Source organism: Bacillus cereus group sp. MYBK79-1 (genome assembly GCF_051915365.1).
Taxonomy (GTDB): domain Bacteria; phylum Bacillota; class Bacilli; order Bacillales; family Bacillaceae_G; genus Bacillus_A.
This window is the reverse complement of record NZ_JBQAEO010000002.1, coordinates 291,970-308,859: the sequence shown is the minus strand read 5'-3', so window position 1 is coordinate 308,859 and position 16,890 is coordinate 291,970. Positions and strand designations below refer to the sequence as shown.

Here is a 16,890-nt window from a genome sequence, read left to right as displayed (position 1 = left end):
TATGAAGTATATAAAAATAATGAGCATGATTGCATTCATTGGAATATATATGGGAGGCTGTTCGCAAGAAGAGCCAAAACAAGAAGTAACATCTTCTATGCAGGAAGCAAACAAAGATAACAAGGAAGACGCACCGGTAGAAAAGCAGCAAGAAGAACAAGAAAAGAAAGAAGAACCGCAAGCAGTTCAAACGAATGAGAGAGTGGAGCAGAAGCAGGAAGAAGTGCTGGCCGAAGAAAAGAAAGAGGAAGCTACGCCAGTACAGCCAACAGAGCAACCGCTGCAAAATAATGAACAAAAAGTAGAGAGTAATGAAAAACAAGGAAAGTTTCTCATTGTTATTGATCCGGGCCATCAACAAAAAGCGAATTTAAATTTAGAACCGATTGGACCAGGAGCAACGACGCAAAAATATAAAGTGACAGATGGTACAACTGGTGTTGTGACGAAAAAAAGAGAGGCTGTTCTCGTATTGGAAATGGCCTTCTTATTAAAAGAAAAGTTAGAAGCAAAGGGAATGCAAGTATTAATGACAAGAACGTCGCAAGAGGTTGATATAAGTAATAAAGAACGTGCGACATTGGCGAATGATCATAAAGCGAATTTATTTTTACGTCTTCATGCAGATGGTTCTGAAAATCCGAATCAAAGTGGATTTGCTGTATTGACACCAGCCGAAGGAAGTCCGTATACGAAAGAGATTTATGCGGAAAGCCTTCAAATCTCTCAAACGATCGTAAATAAAATGAGAGAGAATCAGCAAGTGAAAGTAAATGGAATTAAATTTAGGGATGACCTTTCTGGATTTAATTGGTCCAAAGTACCTGGCGTACTATTAGAACTTGGATTTATGTCAAATCCTGAAGAAGATAAAAAATTATCTGACCCGCAGTATGTAAATTCTTTATTGCAAAGTGTAACGGATAGTGTAGATGAATATCGGAAGAGTAAAGCTTAAACGCAGTCTTACATGTAAGGGTGCGTTTTTCTATATGAAAACACTCGTAAATTAGAATGTTATGGATAAATATGACATGCTTAATTTTACCTGCACTTTTTGCCGAATGCTGATACAATAAAGGATGTTACTATTTAGTAGAAAGAGTGGTAAGCATGTTAGATTGGATGAAAAAGCTGTTTAACAAAGAGGAAGAACAAACAGCGATAAATAAAGAAGTATCAAAGCAAATTGAAAGTCAGCCGAAAATTCCTCGTGTAAACCACTATACTGAAGCAAGAGAAGCACAAATGGCAAGTAGGAATGCAGGTAAATGCCGTTTTCCATTAGTACCGGATAATGGGTTCGATGAGGATGATGTAAAAGAATTACCTCACTTTGAAGAACAACCTGTTCAAAGGGAAGTATATGAAGATCAACCTATTCAAAGAGGAATCAAAGCGGAAAGAAGTAGACGACAGCATGTGGAGAAGGTAGTTTCTACATATGAAGAGCCGGAAATACAATATGAACCGGAGCGAGAGCCTGTCATAAAGAAAGCAACTGCACCTACGCAAGAAAGTAACCGTAGACCATTTCGTCCAACAGAAATGATTTCGCCAATTTACGGATATAATCGTCCTTCAGTAGAGAAAAAGGAAGAAAAGCAGGAGGAAGTAAAGGAAAGAGAAGATCTTGAAATATCTGTAGAGGGCAAATCAGTCGTTGATGCATGGTTAGAGAAAAAAGGATATACATTATCTCATTTCTCAGAAGGACAAGCACCGACTTCTTCCAGTCATGAAGGAGTTGATCAGCAAGATCAACAAAGTAAAAAGGAAGAAAAGTCAGTTGTCGATCAATGGCTAGAGAAAAACGGTTATGAAATTGAACGCCAAGAGCCTATAGTAGAAGAAAAAGAAGTGGTTCAAGAAATGAGTGCACCGCAGGAAGTTCCAGCGGCTGAATTACTTCATGAAACAATTGCTGGGCATATGGAAGATGCAAAGCCAGAAAGTGATGTAGTGGCCCGAAACATTCTACAAGAGGAATTAGTAGATTCTAAAGTAGAGCACGAGGATACAATATTATCAGAAGAAATTAAACGTAATACAGAAATAGAACAACCTACTATTGAAGTAGAAAAGCAAGCTCCAGAAGAATCAGTGATTGTCAAAGCAGAAGAAAAACTTGAAGAAACAATCATCGTGGAAATACCAGAAGAAGTGGAAGTAATTGCGGAAACAGAAGAGCCAGAAGAAGTGGAAGTAATTGTAGAAGCGGAAGAGTCAGAAGAAGTGGAAGTAATTGCAGAAACAGAAGAAGTGGAAGTAATTGTGGAAACGGAAGCGCTAGAAGAAGTAGAAGTAATTGTGGAAACGGAAGCGCCAGAAGAAGTGGAAGTAATTACAGAAGCAGAAGAGCCAGAAGAAGTAGAAGTAATTGCGGAAGCAGAAGAGTCAGAAGAAGTAGAAGTAATTGCGGAAACAGAAGAGCCAGAAGAAGTGGAAGTAATTGTAGAAGCAGAAGAGTCAGAAGAAGCGGAAGTAATTGTAGAAGCGGAAGAGTCAGAAGAAGTGGAAGTAATTGCAGAAGCGGAAGAGTCAGAAGAAGTGGAAGTAATTGCAGAAACAGAAGAGTCAGAAGAAGTAGAAGTAATTGCGGAAACAGAAGAGTCAGAAGAAGTAGAAGTAATTGCGGAAACAGAAGAGTCAGAAGAAGTGGAAGTAATTACAGAAGCAAAAGAAGCGGAACCTGTAGCACTTGAGGAAACGCAGCAAGAAATGTTGTTAAATAAAGCAATTGAACAAAAGAATGAATTCATACATGTTGCTGAGGCTGATGAACAAACGAAAAAAGATGTTCAAAGCTTTGCAAATGTTTTAATTACAGAAGAACAACAAGTTGTAGAAGAAGCACCGATTGCAGAAGAGCAACAAGTTGTAGAAGAAGCACCGATTGCAGAAGAGCAACCAATTGTACAAAAAGAAGAACCAAAACGTGAGAAGAAGCGTCACGTACCATTTAATGTTGTTATGTTGAAACAAGACAGAACGCGATTAATGGAAAGACATGCGGCTAGAGCGAATGCAATGCAATCTTCTATGAGCGAACGAGTAGAGAATAAGCCTATACAACAAGTAGAAGAAACATCAGTGCAACAAGAAGTAGTGGAACCGAAAATGGAAGAAACACCAATGCAACAAGTGGTGATAGAATCGCGAGTGGAAGAACAACCAGTGCAACAAGTGGCAGTAGAACCACAAGTGGAAGAGAAACCAATGCAACAAGTGGTGGTAGAATCACGAGTGGAAGAACAACCAGTGCAACAAGTGGCAGTAGAACCACAAGTGGAAGAGAAACCAATGCAGCAAGTGGTGGTAGAATCACGAGTGGAAGAACAACCAGTGCAACAAGTGGCAGTAGAACCACAAGTGGAAGAACGTCCAGTGCAGCAAGTAGTGGTAGAGCAAGTACAAAAGTCACTTTCAAGTAAGGAAGTACAAGAGAAAGCATATGTTGTAAATCAAAGAGAGAACGATATGCGAAATGTATTGCAAACACCACCGACATATGCAATTCCGCCATTAACATTGTTATCAATTCCGCAGCAAGCGGCGTTAGATAATACGGAATGGTTGGATGAACAGAAAGAATTATTAGATACAACGTTTAATAATTTCCATGTTGGTGCACATGTTATTAATGTGTCACAAGGTCCGGCGGTAACTCGTTTTGAAGTACAGCCAGACCCAGGTGTGAAAGTAAATAAAATTACAAACTTAAGCGATGATATTAAGCTGAGTTTAGCAGCGAAAGATATTCGTATTGAAGCGCCAATTCCAGGGAAGAGTGCGATTGGAATTGAAGTTCCAAATAAAGAAAGTAAGCCAGTATTTCTTCGTGAAATTTTAAGAAGTCCTGTGTTTACAAAGAGTGAATCACCGCTTACTGTTGCGCTTGGACTTGATATTTCAGGTGATCCAATCGTAACGGATATTCGAAAAATGCCACACGGACTTATTGCGGGTGCGACTGGTTCTGGTAAAAGTGTGTGTATTAACGCGATTTTAACGAGCATTTTATATAAAGCGAAACCGCATGAAGTGAAGTTAATGTTAATCGATCCGAAGATGGTTGAGCTTGCACCATACAATTCTGTTCCACATCTTGTAGCACCTGTTATTACGGATGTAAAAGCAGCAACAGCGGCTTTAAAGTGGGCAGTCGAAGAGATGGAACGCCGTTATGAATTGTTTGCGCACGCTGGTGCTCGTGATTTAACTCGTTACAATACGATTGTAAGTGGGCGAGAAATTCCGGGAGAGACATTACCTTATATCGTTATTGTCATTGATGAGTTAGCCGACTTAATGATGGTAGCACCTGGTGATGTTGAGGAAGCGATTTGTCGTATTGCACAAAAAGCACGTGCGTGTGGTATTCATTTATTAGTAGCGACGCAGCGTCCATCTGTAGACGTTATTACAGGTTTAATTAAGTCAAACATTCCAACGCGTATTGCGTTTACTGTATCATCTCAAGTTGATTCGCGTACGATTATTGATATTGGAGGCGCGGAGAAATTACTTGGCCGTGGTGATATGCTATTTTTAGGAAACGGTACGTCTAAACCAGTTCGTGTACAAGGTGTATATGTATCGGATGATGAGATTGAAAAGACAGTTGATCATGTGAGAAAGCAAATGAAGCCGAATTACTTATTTAAGCAAGAGGATTTATTAGCGAAAACAGAACAGGCTGAGTCCGAAGACGAATTGTTCTTTGATGCATGTCAATTTGTTGTAGAACAAGGGGGAGCGTCCACATCTTCTGTACAGCGAAAATTCCGCATCGGTTATAATCGCGCGGCACGTCTCATTGAAGAGATGGAATCGCAAGGAATTATTTCTGAAGGAAGAGGAACGAAACCGAGAGACGTCCTTATTTCTGAGGATGAATTCGCTGCTATGCAGGAAACAAATGTATAGTAAACGGTTTTGCTGTATACTAATAGAAAATGTTGGATAGTAAAGTAGGGAGTAAAGCGACATGAAAGAGATTGAATTAAAATTAAAAGGTGAAATAAATAGACTAACAAATAGAACATTTAAATTTGACGAACGTGTTGGAGAAGGTTGGTTCTCTGCCGTTTACTTTTTAAAGACTAGAGAAATCATTGAAGAATTTCGCCCGAAAAGTGTTGTGACGATGCAATTTTTCCAAAAGGAAAATGCAGTTCTTTGCGGAACAGATGAAGTGATTGCATTGCTACAAACATTCGCTAAAAATCCTGAGGAACTTGAAATTAACTCTTTAAAAGATGGCGATAATATTAGTCCGTTTGAAACAGTGTTAACAATTCATGGTCCTTATGAAAATTTCGGATTTTTAGAAGGTGTCATTGATGGGATTTTAGCTCGTCGTACATCAGTTGCGACAAACGTATATAACGTTGTCCAAGCTGCACGTAGTGTAGATAAAGAAAAACCAGTTATTTTCATGGGAGATCGTGACGATCATTATACACAACAAGCTGGTGACGGTTATGCAGCATACATCGGAGGTATGAGTGCACAAGCGACGCATGCGATGAATGAATGGTGGGGCAGAAGTGGTATGGGGACAATGCCTCACGCATTAATTCAAATGTTTAATGGTGATGTTGTGGAAGCGGCAAAAGCATATCATAAGAAATTCCCAGAAGATGAATTAGTTGTATTAATTGATTACAACAATGATGTCATTACAGATGCACTTCGCGTAGCGCGTGAATTTGGATTAACATTAAAAGGTGTACGTGTAGATACGTCGCGCACGATGATTGATCAATATTTCATTCGCCACCCAGAAGTACTTGGAACATTCGATCCACGTGGTGTAAACCCATCGCTTGTATTCGCACTTCGTAAAGCACTTGATGAAGAAGGATTCCAGCATGTAGACATCGTTGTAACTGGTGGATTTGATGAGAAACGTATTCGTGAATTTGAAGCTCAAAACGTACCTGTTGATATATACGGAGTAGGAAGTAGCTTATTAAAAATGAATATTGGCTTTACTGGTGATAACGTAGAATTAAATGGAAAACCAGAAGCGAAAGCTGGTCGTAAATATCGTCCAAACCCACGTCTAGAGCGTGTTCAATTAGAAAAAAGAGAAGATATGTAAAAGAGAGAAAAACTGATAGGTGATTGACCCTATCAGTTTTTCTGTTATCATAGTATAGCGGCTTCTTTTTTGCTATAATGGATTTGTTATGGGCATAAAAAGAAGTACGTACGAGTTTATCCTGATAAGTGAAGGGAAAGAATAACTTCACTACATCAAAAATGTATGATGATTACCAAAATAAGAAAAGATTCATATACTGTCTTATAGATAGGCCGTTGTATTAGTTCGAAATGTTGGAGGTTCTTTAAGATGACAGTTTACCATTTTGTAGGAATTAAAGGAACAGGAATGAGTTCATTAGCTCAAATTCTTCATGACATGAAGCATACTGTTCAAGGGTCTGATTATGAAAAGCGTTTCTTTACACAAACAGCGTTGGAAAAGCGTAATATCTCGATCCTTCCTTTTGATAAAAATAATGTAAAAGAAGGACAAGTGATTATTGCAGGAAATGCATTTCCTGATACGCATGAAGAAATCGTAGCAGCAAAAGAATTAAACATCCCAGTACATCGTTACCATCACTTCTTAGGTGACCTTATGAACCAATACACAAGCGTTGCTGTAACTGGTGCACATGGAAAAACATCAACAACTGGTTTGTTAGCCCATGTAATGCAAGGTGCACACCCTACATCTTACCTTATTGGAGATGGAACAGGGCATGGGGTAGAAAATAGTAAGTATTTTGTATTTGAAGCTTGTGAGTATCGTCGTCATTTCTTGTCTTATTATCCAGACTATGCGATTATGACAAATATTGATTTTGATCATCCGGATTATTTCACAGATATCAATGATGTATTCAATGCATTCCAAGAGATGGCATTGCAAGTGAAAAAAGGTATTATTGCATGTGGAGATGATGAAGAACTTCAAAAAATTCAAGCGAAAGTACCTGTTATTTTCTATGGATTTGGAGAAGATAATGATTTCCAAGCACGTAACATTCAAAAGAGAACAGATGGTACTATTTTCGATGTATTCGTTCGTAATACGTACTATGACACGTTCAAAATTACAGGGTACGGCAACCATAGCGTGTTAAATGCATTAGCAGTAATCGCGCTTTGCCATTATGAAAACGTTGATGTAGAAGCAGTTAAGCATCAGCTAACAACTTTTGAAGGCGTAAAACGTCGCTTTAATGAAAAGCCGATGGGAGAGCAAGTTATTATCGATGACTACGCACACCATCCGACAGAAATTAATGCAACGATTGAAGCAGCTCGTCAAAAACATCCAGAGCGTGAAGTTGTCGCTGTATTCCAGCCACATACATTCTCACGTACAGAAAAGTTCTTAGATGAGTTCGCTGAGAGCCTAAGCAAAGCTGATCAAGTATACTTATGTGATATTTTCGGATCAGCGCGCGAAAACAAAGGTGAATTAACAATTGAAGATCTGCAAAAGCGTATTGACGGTGCAGAACTAATTACAGATACAACAACGGATGTATTAAAGAAACATAAAAACGGTGTTCTAATTTTCATGGGCGCAGGAGACATCCAAAAATTCGAAGCAGCTTACGTAAAAGAAGTTCAAGTTGCAGAGAAGTAATAGAAAAGACGCATAGCTGTGGCTGTGCGTCTTTTTTGTTGTGTTCGATATATTTTAAAAAGCGTTGATATGTTGGTATTGTTCATTCTTTTTGTATAGTTGTTTCAACAAAACGATATAAATTGAACTAAAAAGTACGTATCCAATTAAATAATAGAATGAAAACATATCGAATTGTTTTGTTATCATAATTCGAACTGCAAAAAATGCAAATGGAAGTGCGATTAAAACGCTAGTACTAAAGGAAATCATTGTTTTTAAAAATTTTAATTGCTGTGTATTCCAATGGTTTTCTCTACAGATGAACCAAATGTTGCTTGCGATAAAGGCTAATAAAAATGGTAAATTAGCTGAAATATTTATAAAGCCAAGTGCGATAGGTACTGATAAAGCAACAAGTGGAGCAACTGATAGACCTGTAAAGTATTTGATAAATGTATTTGTAGATTGCTGTGCATTTTGAATAACATCTGTATATTCTACTGCAATTTCCTTTGCTAATTCTTTTGGAGGAAGAAATTCTTCAATCACTTGTGAAGGGATGATTTCTAATGGTATCCCTTCACTTTCTTTACTTAATGCATTTTCATATAAATCAGATTTGATTTCTAGCACATGTTGTTCTCTTGCTGAGGTAGGTAAGTTCATTAAACCTTTGTTGAAATCCTGTAAGAAAGAAGTAATGAGTTCATTTGCGAAGAATTGTTCCTTGTTCATTTTTTATCCTCTCCTTTAGCTAGTAACATTAGAGCTTGATAAACTGCATCATAATCATGTAAGCGACTATATAAAATTTCTCTCCCTTCGTCTGTAATGCGATAGTACTTTCTTTTTGGGCCATCACCGGACTCTTCCCAATAGGAAACAGCCCAATTGTTTTTCGTGATTCGATTTAATATAGGGTAAATCGAACCGTTTGGGATATGAAACACAGGGATATCTTGTAATGCACTTGTAATTTCGTATCCGTACATAGGTTGTTTACTTATTAAAGACAAAATAGCGAGATCAAAAACACCTTTACGTAATTGAATTATAAAATTATCATTTTTTTCCATACTTTAACTATATATGATTCATATCTAGATATCAATCATATATAGTGGTTGTTCATATATAAAATTATAAGAAAGTGTGAATATTTAACAATTTACATCTGTAAGTGTTAGAATAATAAGAAAACTAAAAGGGAGCTAAAAAACATGTTCACACTTCGAGTAGACGATGAAATCGAATTACAGTTGTTAGAGAAGCATCATAAAGAGGATCTATATCAATTAATAGACCAAAACCGTAATCATTTACGAAGATGGCTTCCTTGGGTAGATGGGATGAAATCTGCTGGTGCGTATGATGAGATTTGTCCGATGTGGTTAAAGAAGTTTGCAGAGGGAGACGGTTTTGAAAGTGGCATACGTTACAAAGGAAAGCTCGTTGGGATGGTAGGCATTCATCCGGTAAGCTGGGGAAAGAAAGCGGCGAGTCTCGGATATTACCTTGCGGAAGATGCTGGCGGGAAAGGTATTATGACGCGTAGCGTGAAGGCTGTACTTCACTATGTATTTGAGAATTTAAAATTAAATAAAATGGAAATTAGATGCGGTGTTGAAAATGTGAAAAGCCGTGCTATTCCAGAGCGTTTAGGTTTTAAGTTAGATGGTATTTTAAGAGATGATGAATGGTTATATGATCATTTTCATGATATCGCTGTATATAGTTTACTAGCTTCTGAGTGGAAAGAGATTCAAGGTAAGTAAGAAATGTTATATGTATATCGTTTAAGAAGGTCATTCAGAAATGGCCTTTTTTTATGAACTAAAATGGAAATAATGGTATAATTTAGTTAGGGGGTGTAGGTATGAATTTTCCAATTCAAAGAAGTAAGTCAGTAGTAATTTTCGTTGCTCTCACGTTAGCTTTTATGTTTGTGTATCCACTTGTCATACTTTTCACCAATCAAGAAAAGTGGATGTCAGCGTTAATTGGAATGGGTTTATGCTTCATTGTCAATGTGCCACTCGTTTGGGAAGTATTTATTAAAAAGCATAAAGTAGAAAATGGTGTATTAAAGTACGGCATTTTAAATGACGATATCGTATTGAAAGAGATAAGAATCATTCGTCAAGTTGGGAAATCTCTTGAAATTACGACGAATGCATATAAAGTACATATGGTTGCGATGCCGCAACATATGGAGCGGTTTTTATCGCTTGTACAAAAAGAGAATCCACATGTAAAAATAGAAATGGCAGGTAAGAAATGAAATATGTAAAACCTTTGTTTTGTTTGGAAATTTTGTTGGTGCTTGCTATTTGCACTAGAGTATATATGAAATGGGATCTGCCCTTATATGTACCGATATTAATAGGTACTATTGCAGTGGCGCTTTTATATTATTTTCATTTTCAGCAAACAAAAAACGAAAAAAGTAGCTCTATGTAGTTAGGAGGATTAGAAATGAAAAAAGTCCTTACGTTATTTTTACTTCTGCTAACCGCATCCGTTCTTTTAATAGGGTGTAGTGCGAAGAAGGAAAAGGCTGATATGAACTTTGAAAAGGCACAAAAGGTTGAGATTGAATCACTTACAGATTCAAATGATAAAAAAGTAATTACCGATAAGAAAGAAATTGAAAAGCTGTTTGAAGTCATGAAAATGGATAAGTGGGAAGTGCAATCGGCTCCTTTAGATACTCCGCAAGGGAAAACATTTAAAATGTACCAAGAGGATACAGCGAAATTATCGGAGTCGAGTAAAGATAAAAAGAAGTTACATGAAATTGGTACGATGACAGTATATAAAGATGTCCCTTATGTCGAAGTTGAAATGAAAAATAAGAAAATGAGTTTTAAAGTGCCAGAAGATGTGGCGAAAGATTTATTAAATTATTAATAGAAAAACGCTCGGAGTGCATCCGAGCGTTTTTGTTATTATTTTAAGTTCTCAGGGTTTAAAGCTTCTAATTCAGATACAACGAAGCGTCCGTCTTTACGGATTAGTACGTCGTCGAAGTAAATTTCGCCGCCGCCGTATTCAGGGCGCTGGATGCATACTAAATCCCAGTGAATGTTCGAGTTATTGCCGTTCCATGCATCGTCGTAAGCTTGTCCAGGTGTAAAGTGGAAGCTGCCATCGATTTTTTCATCGAATAGGATGTCTCCCATTGGATGTAAGATGTATGGGTTTACGCCGATTGCGAACTCACCAACGAAGCGTGCGCCTTCGTCTGTATCGAAGATTTTGTTAATGCGCTCTGTATCGTTTGCAGTTGCTTCAACGATTTGGCCATTCTCAAACTTAAGTTGTACATTTTCAAACGTATAACCGTTGTAAGGAGATGGTGTGTTGTAAGAAACTGTACCGTTAACAGAATCGCGAACTGGTGCAGAGTATACTTCACCATCTGGAATATTTAAATGACCTGAGCATTTAATAGCTGGAATGTCTTTAATAGAGAATGTTAAGTCAGTTCCAGGACCAGTTAAGCGAACTTTATCTGTTTTATTCATTAATGTAACAAGGCTATCCATCGCCTTATCCATTTTACCGTAGTCTAAGTTACAAACTTCGAAGTAGAAGTCTTCGAAAGCTTCTGTGCTCATTTTAGCAAGCTGCGCCATAGAAGCATTTGGATAGCGAAGAACAACCCAGCGAGTTTTCGGAACGCGGATGTCTCTATGAACTTTCTTACCAACTGTTTGACCGTGAATTTGCATTCTTTCACTTGGCACGTCAGCTTGTTCGTTAATGTTATCCCCAGAACGAAGACCGATATAAGCGTCCATATCTTTCATTACGCTTGCTTCATATGCAGCGATTTGTTCGAAATGTTCTTCAGTAGCACCCATTAATAAAGAGCGATCTACTTGATGATCTTTTAAAGAAACGAATGGGAAACCACCAGCTGCATATGCTTCTTTTACAAGTGCAGTTACAAGTTCTTTTTGTAAGCCAAAGTTTTCAATTAATACTTTTTCGCCTTTTTGTAAGCGGATAGAGTAGTTAATTAAATTGTATGCTAACTTTTCAATGCGTGGATCTTTCATATGTAAAGCCTCCCTACTAATTATGTATCCTCTCTTATTGTAACCTACTTAGTGGAATTTGTTGAATGATTTATGTTAAAGTTAACGAACAAGTATGAAAATTCTAATGAAAAGATAGGGATTAGAACGAAACGGAAAATGATTGTATAATAGGAGAAAGTAAGAAAAAGATAAAGGAAGTGATGAAATGCAAGTTCTTTTATATGTAAGTGCGGCTATTATCGCGGTTGCTTTCGCTGTATTAGTAGTGTATGTATGCAGAACGTTGTTATCGGTTCAGAAGACGTTAGAAAACGTTGCAAGCACGTTAGAAGGTTTAGAAAAGCAAATGCAAGGGATTAGCGTAGAGACGGAGCAATTATTACATAAAACAAATGCGTTAGCTGATGACATTCAACAGAAGTCACAATCGTTAAATAAAGTAGTATCAGGTGTAGATGGAATTGGAACGACAATCCATTCTTTAAATACGAAACTTCGTAATGTATCAGAGTCTGTTACGGACGAAATTGAAAATAATGCGGATAAAGTAGCGCAAGTTGTACAGTGGAGTAGCGCAGCAATTGAAGTATACAACCATTATCGTGCGTCAAGACAAGAGAAAAAGGTTGAAAAAGAAGAGCGTAAATTAGAAAGACTTGAGAAAAAAGCTGAAAAGAAAGAGAAGCGCTCTAGACTTCGTATGAGAGGTGAATCGTGATGAATATGACAAAAGTTGAAACAATTGAAGAGCTTGAAGTATTAGTAGAAAAAAACGAACCTTATGTTCTTTTTAAACATAGTACGACATGCCCGATTAGTCATGGTGCCTATACAGAATTTCAAGCGTATTGCAGTGAAGAAAGAGCAGTACCAGCGTATTATTTATATGTACAAGACGCGAGAGATGTTTCAAATCGTGTTGCAGAACAGTACAGCATGAAACATGAATCTCCGCAAGTGTTATACATAAAAGATGGGATGGTAGTATGGAATACGTCTCATTGGAACATTAAAAAAGACGCTTTAGAAGAGAATATTAAGTAAAAAGAAGCAAGCTAAAGGTGCTTGCTTCTTTTTTTTGTTTTTGTTGAAATATATTTAATGGTACACTGTTATTAGTTCAAATTAAATAACTAGATTGTTGAAAGTAGGTTTTAAGTAATGAAGAAAATGGCATTATCCTTCGCGGTCGTAAGTTTATTACTAGGAGCTTGTAGTAATGATACGATTAGTAAGAAGGATGAAGTTATACAGAAAGATACGAAAGAAAAAAGCATGATTCCGAGAACTGCTGTTTCGAAAGATTATTATAGAACTGTAATTCCTTTAAAAGAACAAAAGGTTATAAATACAGCCAATATAAAAACAAATTCTAAATTAGATTTAGCAGAGTATGAAAATGGTTTAATGAGTATTGCAAAAGAGCAATTTGATACAGAAAATCATGTACTACAATTAAATCAGTATATTCCGGAGAAGTTAATTGATGAGCTAGTCGCGAAAGTAGAAGCGCCAGTTTTGACAAATATTATAGAACAAGACTATTTCGGGAAGCAGAATTCAAATGAATTAAGTTTATCTGGCGTTGTGATCGGGTTAGCAATGTCGTCAACTGTATCAAATGAAGAAGCAATGTCTAAAGGTACTGAAGTTGCTGGACAACTTATAGACGCTATTAATAAAAATGACAAGTATAACAAATCTCCAATTACGTTTGCTATCTTTAAGCAAGAAAGTACGAGTTCTTTGAAAAATGGTACATATATTGCTAGTGCTACCGTTCAAAAGAATGATACGAATCTTGGAAATTGGAGTACAATCGATGAGCAAGCGTATTCATATCCTTCTGATGAATTTACAAAAGCGCATGGAGAAGATAATACAAAAATAACTGACTTCGCTAAGGCAATGAAAGAGTTTTCGCCTGGAGATTTTATCCCAGTAAATGCTAAAGTGTCTTATAAGAAAAATCAAATGGATGCATTAAATATGAATATTGTTATTAAATATAACGGTAAAACAGAATTAATGGCCCTTACCCAAATGGCTGCTCAAAGTATGCTAGAAAAATTACCTAAAGATGCGAAAGTACAATTGCAGATCAAGTCCGAGAGTAAAATCGAGGCAATTATTATAAAAGAGAAAAACAGCGATAAACCGTTTGTTTCCTTCTTGTAAAAAAAGACAGTGTTTAAACTGTCTTTTTTTATATTGTAAGTGAAAATGTACGATGGGAAAGAGCGCGTCATATTTACGCTGTGCCAATTTTAAAGGATGAAATATAGTTATCCCTGTCGTTCTTGATATAACGCATTCTACAGGGCGCCGCGCACCTCCAGATCTAGCATATCAAATGACTACCATTGTCGGTTTCTGTCGGTAAGTCGATATATTTGGAAAATCGCTGATATAATTTGAGTTGTGGTTGATATATTTGAAAAATCGCCGATATAAATTTCATATACTAACGTACGGCTTAATATACAGTTCCTACTTATGAAATATCTATATTTTTACAAAAAATGCCCTTTTTTTCATAAAAAATACGAAAATACGAGAAAAGAAGCGAATTTTTTCGAAACTTTTGCGGGAAAATATTGTATGAGCCTGCGTTTTTATCGTATCATTAGTAAAAGGAAGAACTCGGGACGATTGGTGGCATCTGCAAATAGAGTTGATGTCTTTTTTTCATTCAAGTAACCGATACATAAAAATAGATAACAAAAATAGAAGGAGTGTGCGATGAGATGAACGTAACAATATATGATGTAGCGCGCGAAGCGAACGTTTCAATGGCTACCGTATCACGCGTTGTGAACGGTAACCCAAATGTAAAGCCTACAACAAGAAAGAAAGTATTAGAAGCAATTGATCGTTTAGGATACCGCCCAAATGCGGTAGCACGTGGACTAGCAAGTAAGAAGACAACTACAGTAGGTGTTATTATTCCTGATATCTCAAATACGTTTTATGCAGAACTTGCTCGTGGAATTGAAGATATCGCAACAATGTACAAATATAACATCATTTTAAGTAACTCTGACCAAAACAAAGAGAAAGAGTTCCATTTATTAAATACGATGCTTGGAAAGCAAGTAGACGGAATTGTTTTCATGGGTGAAGATATTACAGACATTCACATTGAAGAATTCAAAAAGTCTCCAGTACCAATCGTATTAGCAGCTTCATTTGATGAGCAAAATGAAACGCCTTCAGTAAATATTGATTATACACAAGCAGCTTACGACGCAATGAAGCACTTTATTGAGCAAGGACATAAGCGTATCGGTTTCGTCTCTGGTCCTTTCATTGATAAAGCAGGAAGTGCGAAGAAGTTACAAGGTTATAAAAAAGCTCTAGAAGAAGCAGGTATTTCATATGATGAAAATCTTGTAATCGATGGAGATTACACATATGATTCAGGTATCGAAGCATTTGAAAAGCTTTGGAGCCTTGATGGCAAGCCAACAGCGATCTTCGTATCTTCTGACGAAATGGCACTAGGTGTAATCCATGCAGCACAAGACGCTGGATTAAACGTACCAACGGATGTAGAAGTACTTGGTTTCGATAATACACGCCTTGCATTAATGGTACGCCCGCAGCTTTCAACAGTTGTACAACCAATGTACGATATCGGTGCAGTAGCAATGCGTCTATTAACAAAGTATATGAACAAAGAGAAAGTGGAAGATCACACTGTTATCTTACCTCACCGTATCCAATTTAGAGATTCAACGAAGTAAGTATAAAAAAGCTCACAGCGATTGCTGTGAGCTTTTATTCGTATTCAGGATAGTATTTTTGTACGACTGTATCTACCGTTTCATTTTTCTTAACATGTAAAAATCTTGCGTACAATTCTTTTCCTGTTTCAAATGGTGTATCGTCTAATTCAAACACATGCAACACTTTCCGGAACGTCCATGTGACTTGCTCGCCGTACACATTGTCGTACGATTCTTCAGATTGCATAGCGATTTTTTCACCTAGTTCATGAGCTTCTTCTAAACTTTTTGCTTTAACAAGAATAATACTTTCTTCAAAAAGTGTATCGTGATTCTCTTCATAATGCTCATCAATTTTCGTAGGATCAGGCTCACCAGAATGAACAGATTCAAACAATAACTTTACAGCGTACATATTATGCTGCATGTTTCACTCTATAAATAATACTTGCGACAAGTGAAGCAGGTATTGTAAATACGTTACTTTGATAATGATAGTGTATTTGGGATTCTTCATAAGACATGTTGTCGTATAGTTCGGTTTGTGACATGTTCATTTTTTTCTGTTTTGTTTTGAGCATCTTAATATAGTTATACTGTATTGGGACGAGAATGATGAAATAGGCTAATGCGATTAGTGAAATCCAAATCATTATGAACACTCCCTCATGAAAAATATTTGTATATGATAATTATATCAATTAATAGAAAAAATAACCATTTTTGGAGCTAGTTTTCTTCTAAAAATGCGAACAGTTCCCTTTGGTTTCTTAAATTGTGTTCAATACATGTTTGAGCGGTATATTTCAATCCTTGTAATAATGCTTCTATGTGAAAAGTATCGTACTGAACTATATTTCCCTCTACCATCGTTTCATCTTTTTCCAAGTTGATTGATATTTTTAGTACAGCTGTATTGCTTTGTAAATTTATAACTTCGATATAAAAAAATTGTTTTTCTAAGTCAATCGTAACGTAATCAAATCGTTCAGTTAGTTCCAAATTATATGTGGTAGTGTATTCCAAATGAAAGCCTCTTTATTGTGTAAGTGTATGTTGTAATGTTTTCGCTATTGTGGGAGTGATTCCTTGTTATATGTCACATAAGTGCAAATTTAACTATTATAGGGCAATGTCATGTATAATAGAAAGAAAAGGCTTGTGAGGGGGGAGAAGAGATGATCGTTCTTTGGATAATTACGCTTTGTATGACTGCTATTTTTGCATATATGACGTTAAAACAAAATGGCTTAAAGCGATTAGTTCCAGGAAGTATTCTTGCAGGAATTGCCCTTATCACGTATGTAATTTCTATTTTTATTGAAAGTGTATCAGTGGACATGAGCACGAGTTTAATGTTTATCGGTATTACACTATTTGCAGGTAGTGTCATGGTACTTATGGTTGCTGGTATTATTTTATTTATTCATATGAATTCGGAAACGTTATAGCATATAGAAAA

At 36.6% G+C, this 16,890-nt stretch carries 19 protein-coding genes; 13 read left to right on the top strand and 6 right to left on the bottom strand.

The window, feature by feature from the left end:
- Position 1 precedes the first annotated feature (1 nt).
- The 4 genes from ACTFOB_RS06315 to murC all read left to right on the top strand — a co-directional run bounded on the left by ACTFOB_RS06315 (position 2) and on the right by murC (position 7,672).
- Complete coding sequence (locus ACTFOB_RS06315; RefSeq protein WP_440025055.1) at positions 2-958, top strand: N-acetylmuramoyl-L-alanine amidase; 957 nt, start codon at positions 2-4, stop codon at positions 956-958.
- 155 nt (positions 959-1,113) lie between these two features.
- On the top strand, positions 1,114-4,929 hold the full coding sequence (locus ACTFOB_RS06310) for a DNA translocase FtsK (RefSeq protein WP_440025054.1): 3,816 nt from the start codon (positions 1,114-1,116) through the stop codon (positions 4,927-4,929).
- A 61-nt stretch (positions 4,930-4,990) separates the two neighbouring features.
- Positions 4,991-6,109: a nicotinate phosphoribosyltransferase gene (locus ACTFOB_RS06305; RefSeq protein ID WP_149237463.1), complete on the top strand. Its 1,119-nt coding sequence runs from the start codon at positions 4,991-4,993 to the stop codon at positions 6,107-6,109.
- A 252-nt stretch (positions 6,110-6,361) separates the two neighbouring features.
- Entirely contained in the window at positions 6,362-7,672 is a 1,311-nt protein-coding gene (gene murC, locus ACTFOB_RS06300; RefSeq protein ID WP_151633781.1) for a UDP-N-acetylmuramate--L-alanine ligase, read from the top strand.
- 54 nt (positions 7,673-7,726) lie between these two features.
- Here murC and ACTFOB_RS06295 read toward each other — a convergent pair whose 3' ends face one another.
- Both ACTFOB_RS06295 and ACTFOB_RS06290 read right to left on the bottom strand, forming a co-directional pair.
- Positions 7,727-8,389 (bottom strand): HAAS signaling domain-containing protein, encoded by a 663-nt coding sequence (locus ACTFOB_RS06295; protein ID WP_440025053.1) that lies wholly within the window; start codon positions 8,387-8,389, stop codon positions 7,727-7,729.
- Entirely contained in the window at positions 8,386-8,730 is a 345-nt protein-coding gene (locus tag ACTFOB_RS06290; protein ID WP_151633777.1) for a PadR family transcriptional regulator, read from the bottom strand. Before ACTFOB_RS06290 ends, ACTFOB_RS06295 begins: the two co-directional genes overlap by 4 nt.
- 144 nt (positions 8,731-8,874) lie before the next feature.
- Here ACTFOB_RS06290 and ACTFOB_RS06285 point away from each other — a divergent pair, with 144 nt between their 5' ends.
- From ACTFOB_RS06285 to ACTFOB_RS06270, 4 genes are all read left to right on the top strand, one after another.
- On the top strand, positions 8,875-9,429 hold the full coding sequence (locus tag ACTFOB_RS06285) for a GNAT family N-acetyltransferase (protein ID WP_440025052.1): 555 nt from the start codon (positions 8,875-8,877) through the stop codon (positions 9,427-9,429).
- A 101-nt stretch (positions 9,430-9,530) separates the two neighbouring features.
- Positions 9,531-9,935, top strand: coding sequence for a PH domain-containing protein (locus ACTFOB_RS06280; RefSeq protein WP_440025050.1), 405 nt, complete (start codon positions 9,531-9,533; stop codon positions 9,933-9,935).
- Positions 9,932-10,114, top strand: a complete 183-nt coding sequence (locus ACTFOB_RS06275) for a hypothetical protein (RefSeq protein ID WP_151633771.1) — start codon at positions 9,932-9,934, stop codon at positions 10,112-10,114. The genes ACTFOB_RS06280 and ACTFOB_RS06275 overlap by 4 nt, the downstream gene beginning before the upstream one ends.
- Positions 10,115-10,129: 15 nt before the next feature.
- The gene (locus tag ACTFOB_RS06270; RefSeq protein ID WP_440025048.1) at positions 10,130-10,564 is read left to right on the top strand and encodes a hypothetical protein; all 435 of its coding nucleotides are present in this window, start codon (positions 10,130-10,132) and stop codon (positions 10,562-10,564) included.
- A gap of 38 nt (positions 10,565-10,602) precedes the next feature.
- Here the strand turns inward: ACTFOB_RS06270 and ACTFOB_RS06265 are convergent, their stop codons facing one another.
- Positions 10,603-11,718 (bottom strand): aminopeptidase, encoded by a 1,116-nt coding sequence (locus tag ACTFOB_RS06265; RefSeq protein ID WP_000654737.1) that lies wholly within the window; start codon positions 11,716-11,718, stop codon positions 10,603-10,605.
- A 187-nt stretch (positions 11,719-11,905) separates the two neighbouring features.
- Between ACTFOB_RS06265 and ACTFOB_RS06260 the strand changes: the two genes are divergently transcribed.
- The 4 genes from ACTFOB_RS06260 (at position 11,906) to ccpA (ending at position 15,446) form a co-directional block, all read left to right on the top strand.
- Entirely contained in the window at positions 11,906-12,418 is a 513-nt protein-coding gene (locus ACTFOB_RS06260) for a DUF948 domain-containing protein (protein ID WP_048531826.1), read from the top strand.
- Positions 12,418-12,744, top strand: coding sequence for a bacillithiol system redox-active protein YtxJ (gene ytxJ / locus ACTFOB_RS06255; RefSeq protein WP_063222461.1), 327 nt, complete (start codon positions 12,418-12,420; stop codon positions 12,742-12,744). Before ACTFOB_RS06260 ends, ytxJ begins: the two co-directional genes overlap by 1 nt.
- Positions 12,745-12,861: 117 nt before the next feature.
- Entirely contained in the window at positions 12,862-13,878 is a 1,017-nt protein-coding gene (locus tag ACTFOB_RS06250; protein WP_440025046.1) for a CamS family sex pheromone protein, read from the top strand.
- Positions 13,879-14,447: 569 nt separating this feature from the next.
- Entirely contained in the window at positions 14,448-15,446 is a 999-nt protein-coding gene (ccpA, locus tag ACTFOB_RS06245; protein ID WP_060632566.1) for a catabolite control protein A, read from the top strand.
- Between the two features lie 34 nt (positions 15,447-15,480).
- Here the strand turns inward: ccpA and ACTFOB_RS06240 are convergent, their stop codons facing one another.
- From ACTFOB_RS06240 to dhp61, 3 genes are all read right to left on the bottom strand, one after another.
- A complete protein-coding gene (locus ACTFOB_RS06240; protein ID WP_440025102.1) occupies positions 15,481-15,843 on the bottom strand; it encodes a DUF4288 domain-containing protein in 363 nt (120 codons plus the stop codon).
- 1 nt (position 15,844) lies between these two features.
- Positions 15,845-16,081 (bottom strand): DUF3949 domain-containing protein, encoded by a 237-nt coding sequence (locus tag ACTFOB_RS06235; RefSeq protein ID WP_440025045.1) that lies wholly within the window; start codon positions 16,079-16,081, stop codon positions 15,845-15,847.
- A gap of 76 nt (positions 16,082-16,157) precedes the next feature.
- On the bottom strand, positions 16,158-16,454 hold the full coding sequence (gene dhp61 / locus ACTFOB_RS06230; RefSeq protein ID WP_440025044.1) for a protein Dhp61: 297 nt from the start codon (positions 16,452-16,454) through the stop codon (positions 16,158-16,160).
- A gap of 152 nt (positions 16,455-16,606) precedes the next feature.
- Here dhp61 and ACTFOB_RS06225 point away from each other — a divergent pair, with 152 nt between their 5' ends.
- Positions 16,607-16,879: a DUF3917 domain-containing protein gene (locus ACTFOB_RS06225; RefSeq protein WP_048531801.1), complete on the top strand. Its 273-nt coding sequence runs from the start codon at positions 16,607-16,609 to the stop codon at positions 16,877-16,879.
- The last annotated feature ends 11 nt before the right edge of the window (positions 16,880-16,890 follow it).

What these genes read in the sequence shown, in the direction of transcription:
- ACTFOB_RS06310 (WP_440025054.1), top strand. Translation starts at nt 1,114, where the DNA reads ATGTTAGATTGGATGAAAAAGCTGTTTAACAAAGAGGAAGAACAAACA.
- ACTFOB_RS06285 (WP_440025052.1), top strand. Translation starts at nt 8,875, where the DNA reads ATGTTCACACTTCGAGTAGACGATGAAATCGAATTACAGTTGTTAGAG.
- ACTFOB_RS06275 (WP_151633771.1), top strand. Translation starts at nt 9,932, where the DNA reads ATGAAATATGTAAAACCTTTGTTTTGTTTGGAAATTTTGTTGGTGCTT.
- ccpA (WP_060632566.1), top strand. Translation starts at nt 14,448, where the DNA reads ATGAACGTAACAATATATGATGTAGCGCGCGAAGCGAACGTTTCAATG.
- ACTFOB_RS06315 (WP_440025055.1), top strand. Translation starts at nt 2, where the DNA reads ATGAAGTATATAAAAATAATGAGCATGATTGCATTCATTGGAATATAT.
- ACTFOB_RS06270 (WP_440025048.1), top strand. Translation starts at nt 10,130, where the DNA reads ATGAAAAAAGTCCTTACGTTATTTTTACTTCTGCTAACCGCATCCGTT.
- ACTFOB_RS06290 (WP_151633777.1), bottom strand. Translation starts at nt 8,730, where the DNA reads ATGGAAAAAAATGATAATTTTATAATTCAATTACGTAAAGGTGTTTTT.
- ACTFOB_RS06235 (WP_440025045.1), bottom strand. Translation starts at nt 16,081, where the DNA reads ATGATTTGGATTTCACTAATCGCATTAGCCTATTTCATCATTCTCGTC.
- ACTFOB_RS06280 (WP_440025050.1), top strand. Translation starts at nt 9,531, where the DNA reads ATGAATTTTCCAATTCAAAGAAGTAAGTCAGTAGTAATTTTCGTTGCT.
- ACTFOB_RS06250 (WP_440025046.1), top strand. Translation starts at nt 12,862, where the DNA reads ATGAAGAAAATGGCATTATCCTTCGCGGTCGTAAGTTTATTACTAGGA.
- ACTFOB_RS06225 (WP_048531801.1), top strand. Translation starts at nt 16,607, where the DNA reads ATGATCGTTCTTTGGATAATTACGCTTTGTATGACTGCTATTTTTGCA.
- ACTFOB_RS06295 (WP_440025053.1), bottom strand. Translation starts at nt 8,389, where the DNA reads ATGAACAAGGAACAATTCTTCGCAAATGAACTCATTACTTCTTTCTTA.
- murC (WP_151633781.1), top strand. Translation starts at nt 6,362, where the DNA reads ATGACAGTTTACCATTTTGTAGGAATTAAAGGAACAGGAATGAGTTCA.
- ACTFOB_RS06265 (WP_000654737.1), bottom strand. Translation starts at nt 11,718, where the DNA reads ATGAAAGATCCACGCATTGAAAAGTTAGCATACAATTTAATTAACTAC.
- ytxJ (WP_063222461.1), top strand. Translation starts at nt 12,418, where the DNA reads ATGAATATGACAAAAGTTGAAACAATTGAAGAGCTTGAAGTATTAGTA.
- ACTFOB_RS06305 (WP_149237463.1), top strand. Translation starts at nt 4,991, where the DNA reads ATGAAAGAGATTGAATTAAAATTAAAAGGTGAAATAAATAGACTAACA.
- ACTFOB_RS06240 (WP_440025102.1), bottom strand. Translation starts at nt 15,843, where the DNA reads ATGTACGCTGTAAAGTTATTGTTTGAATCTGTTCATTCTGGTGAGCCT.
- ACTFOB_RS06260 (WP_048531826.1), top strand. Translation starts at nt 11,906, where the DNA reads ATGCAAGTTCTTTTATATGTAAGTGCGGCTATTATCGCGGTTGCTTTC.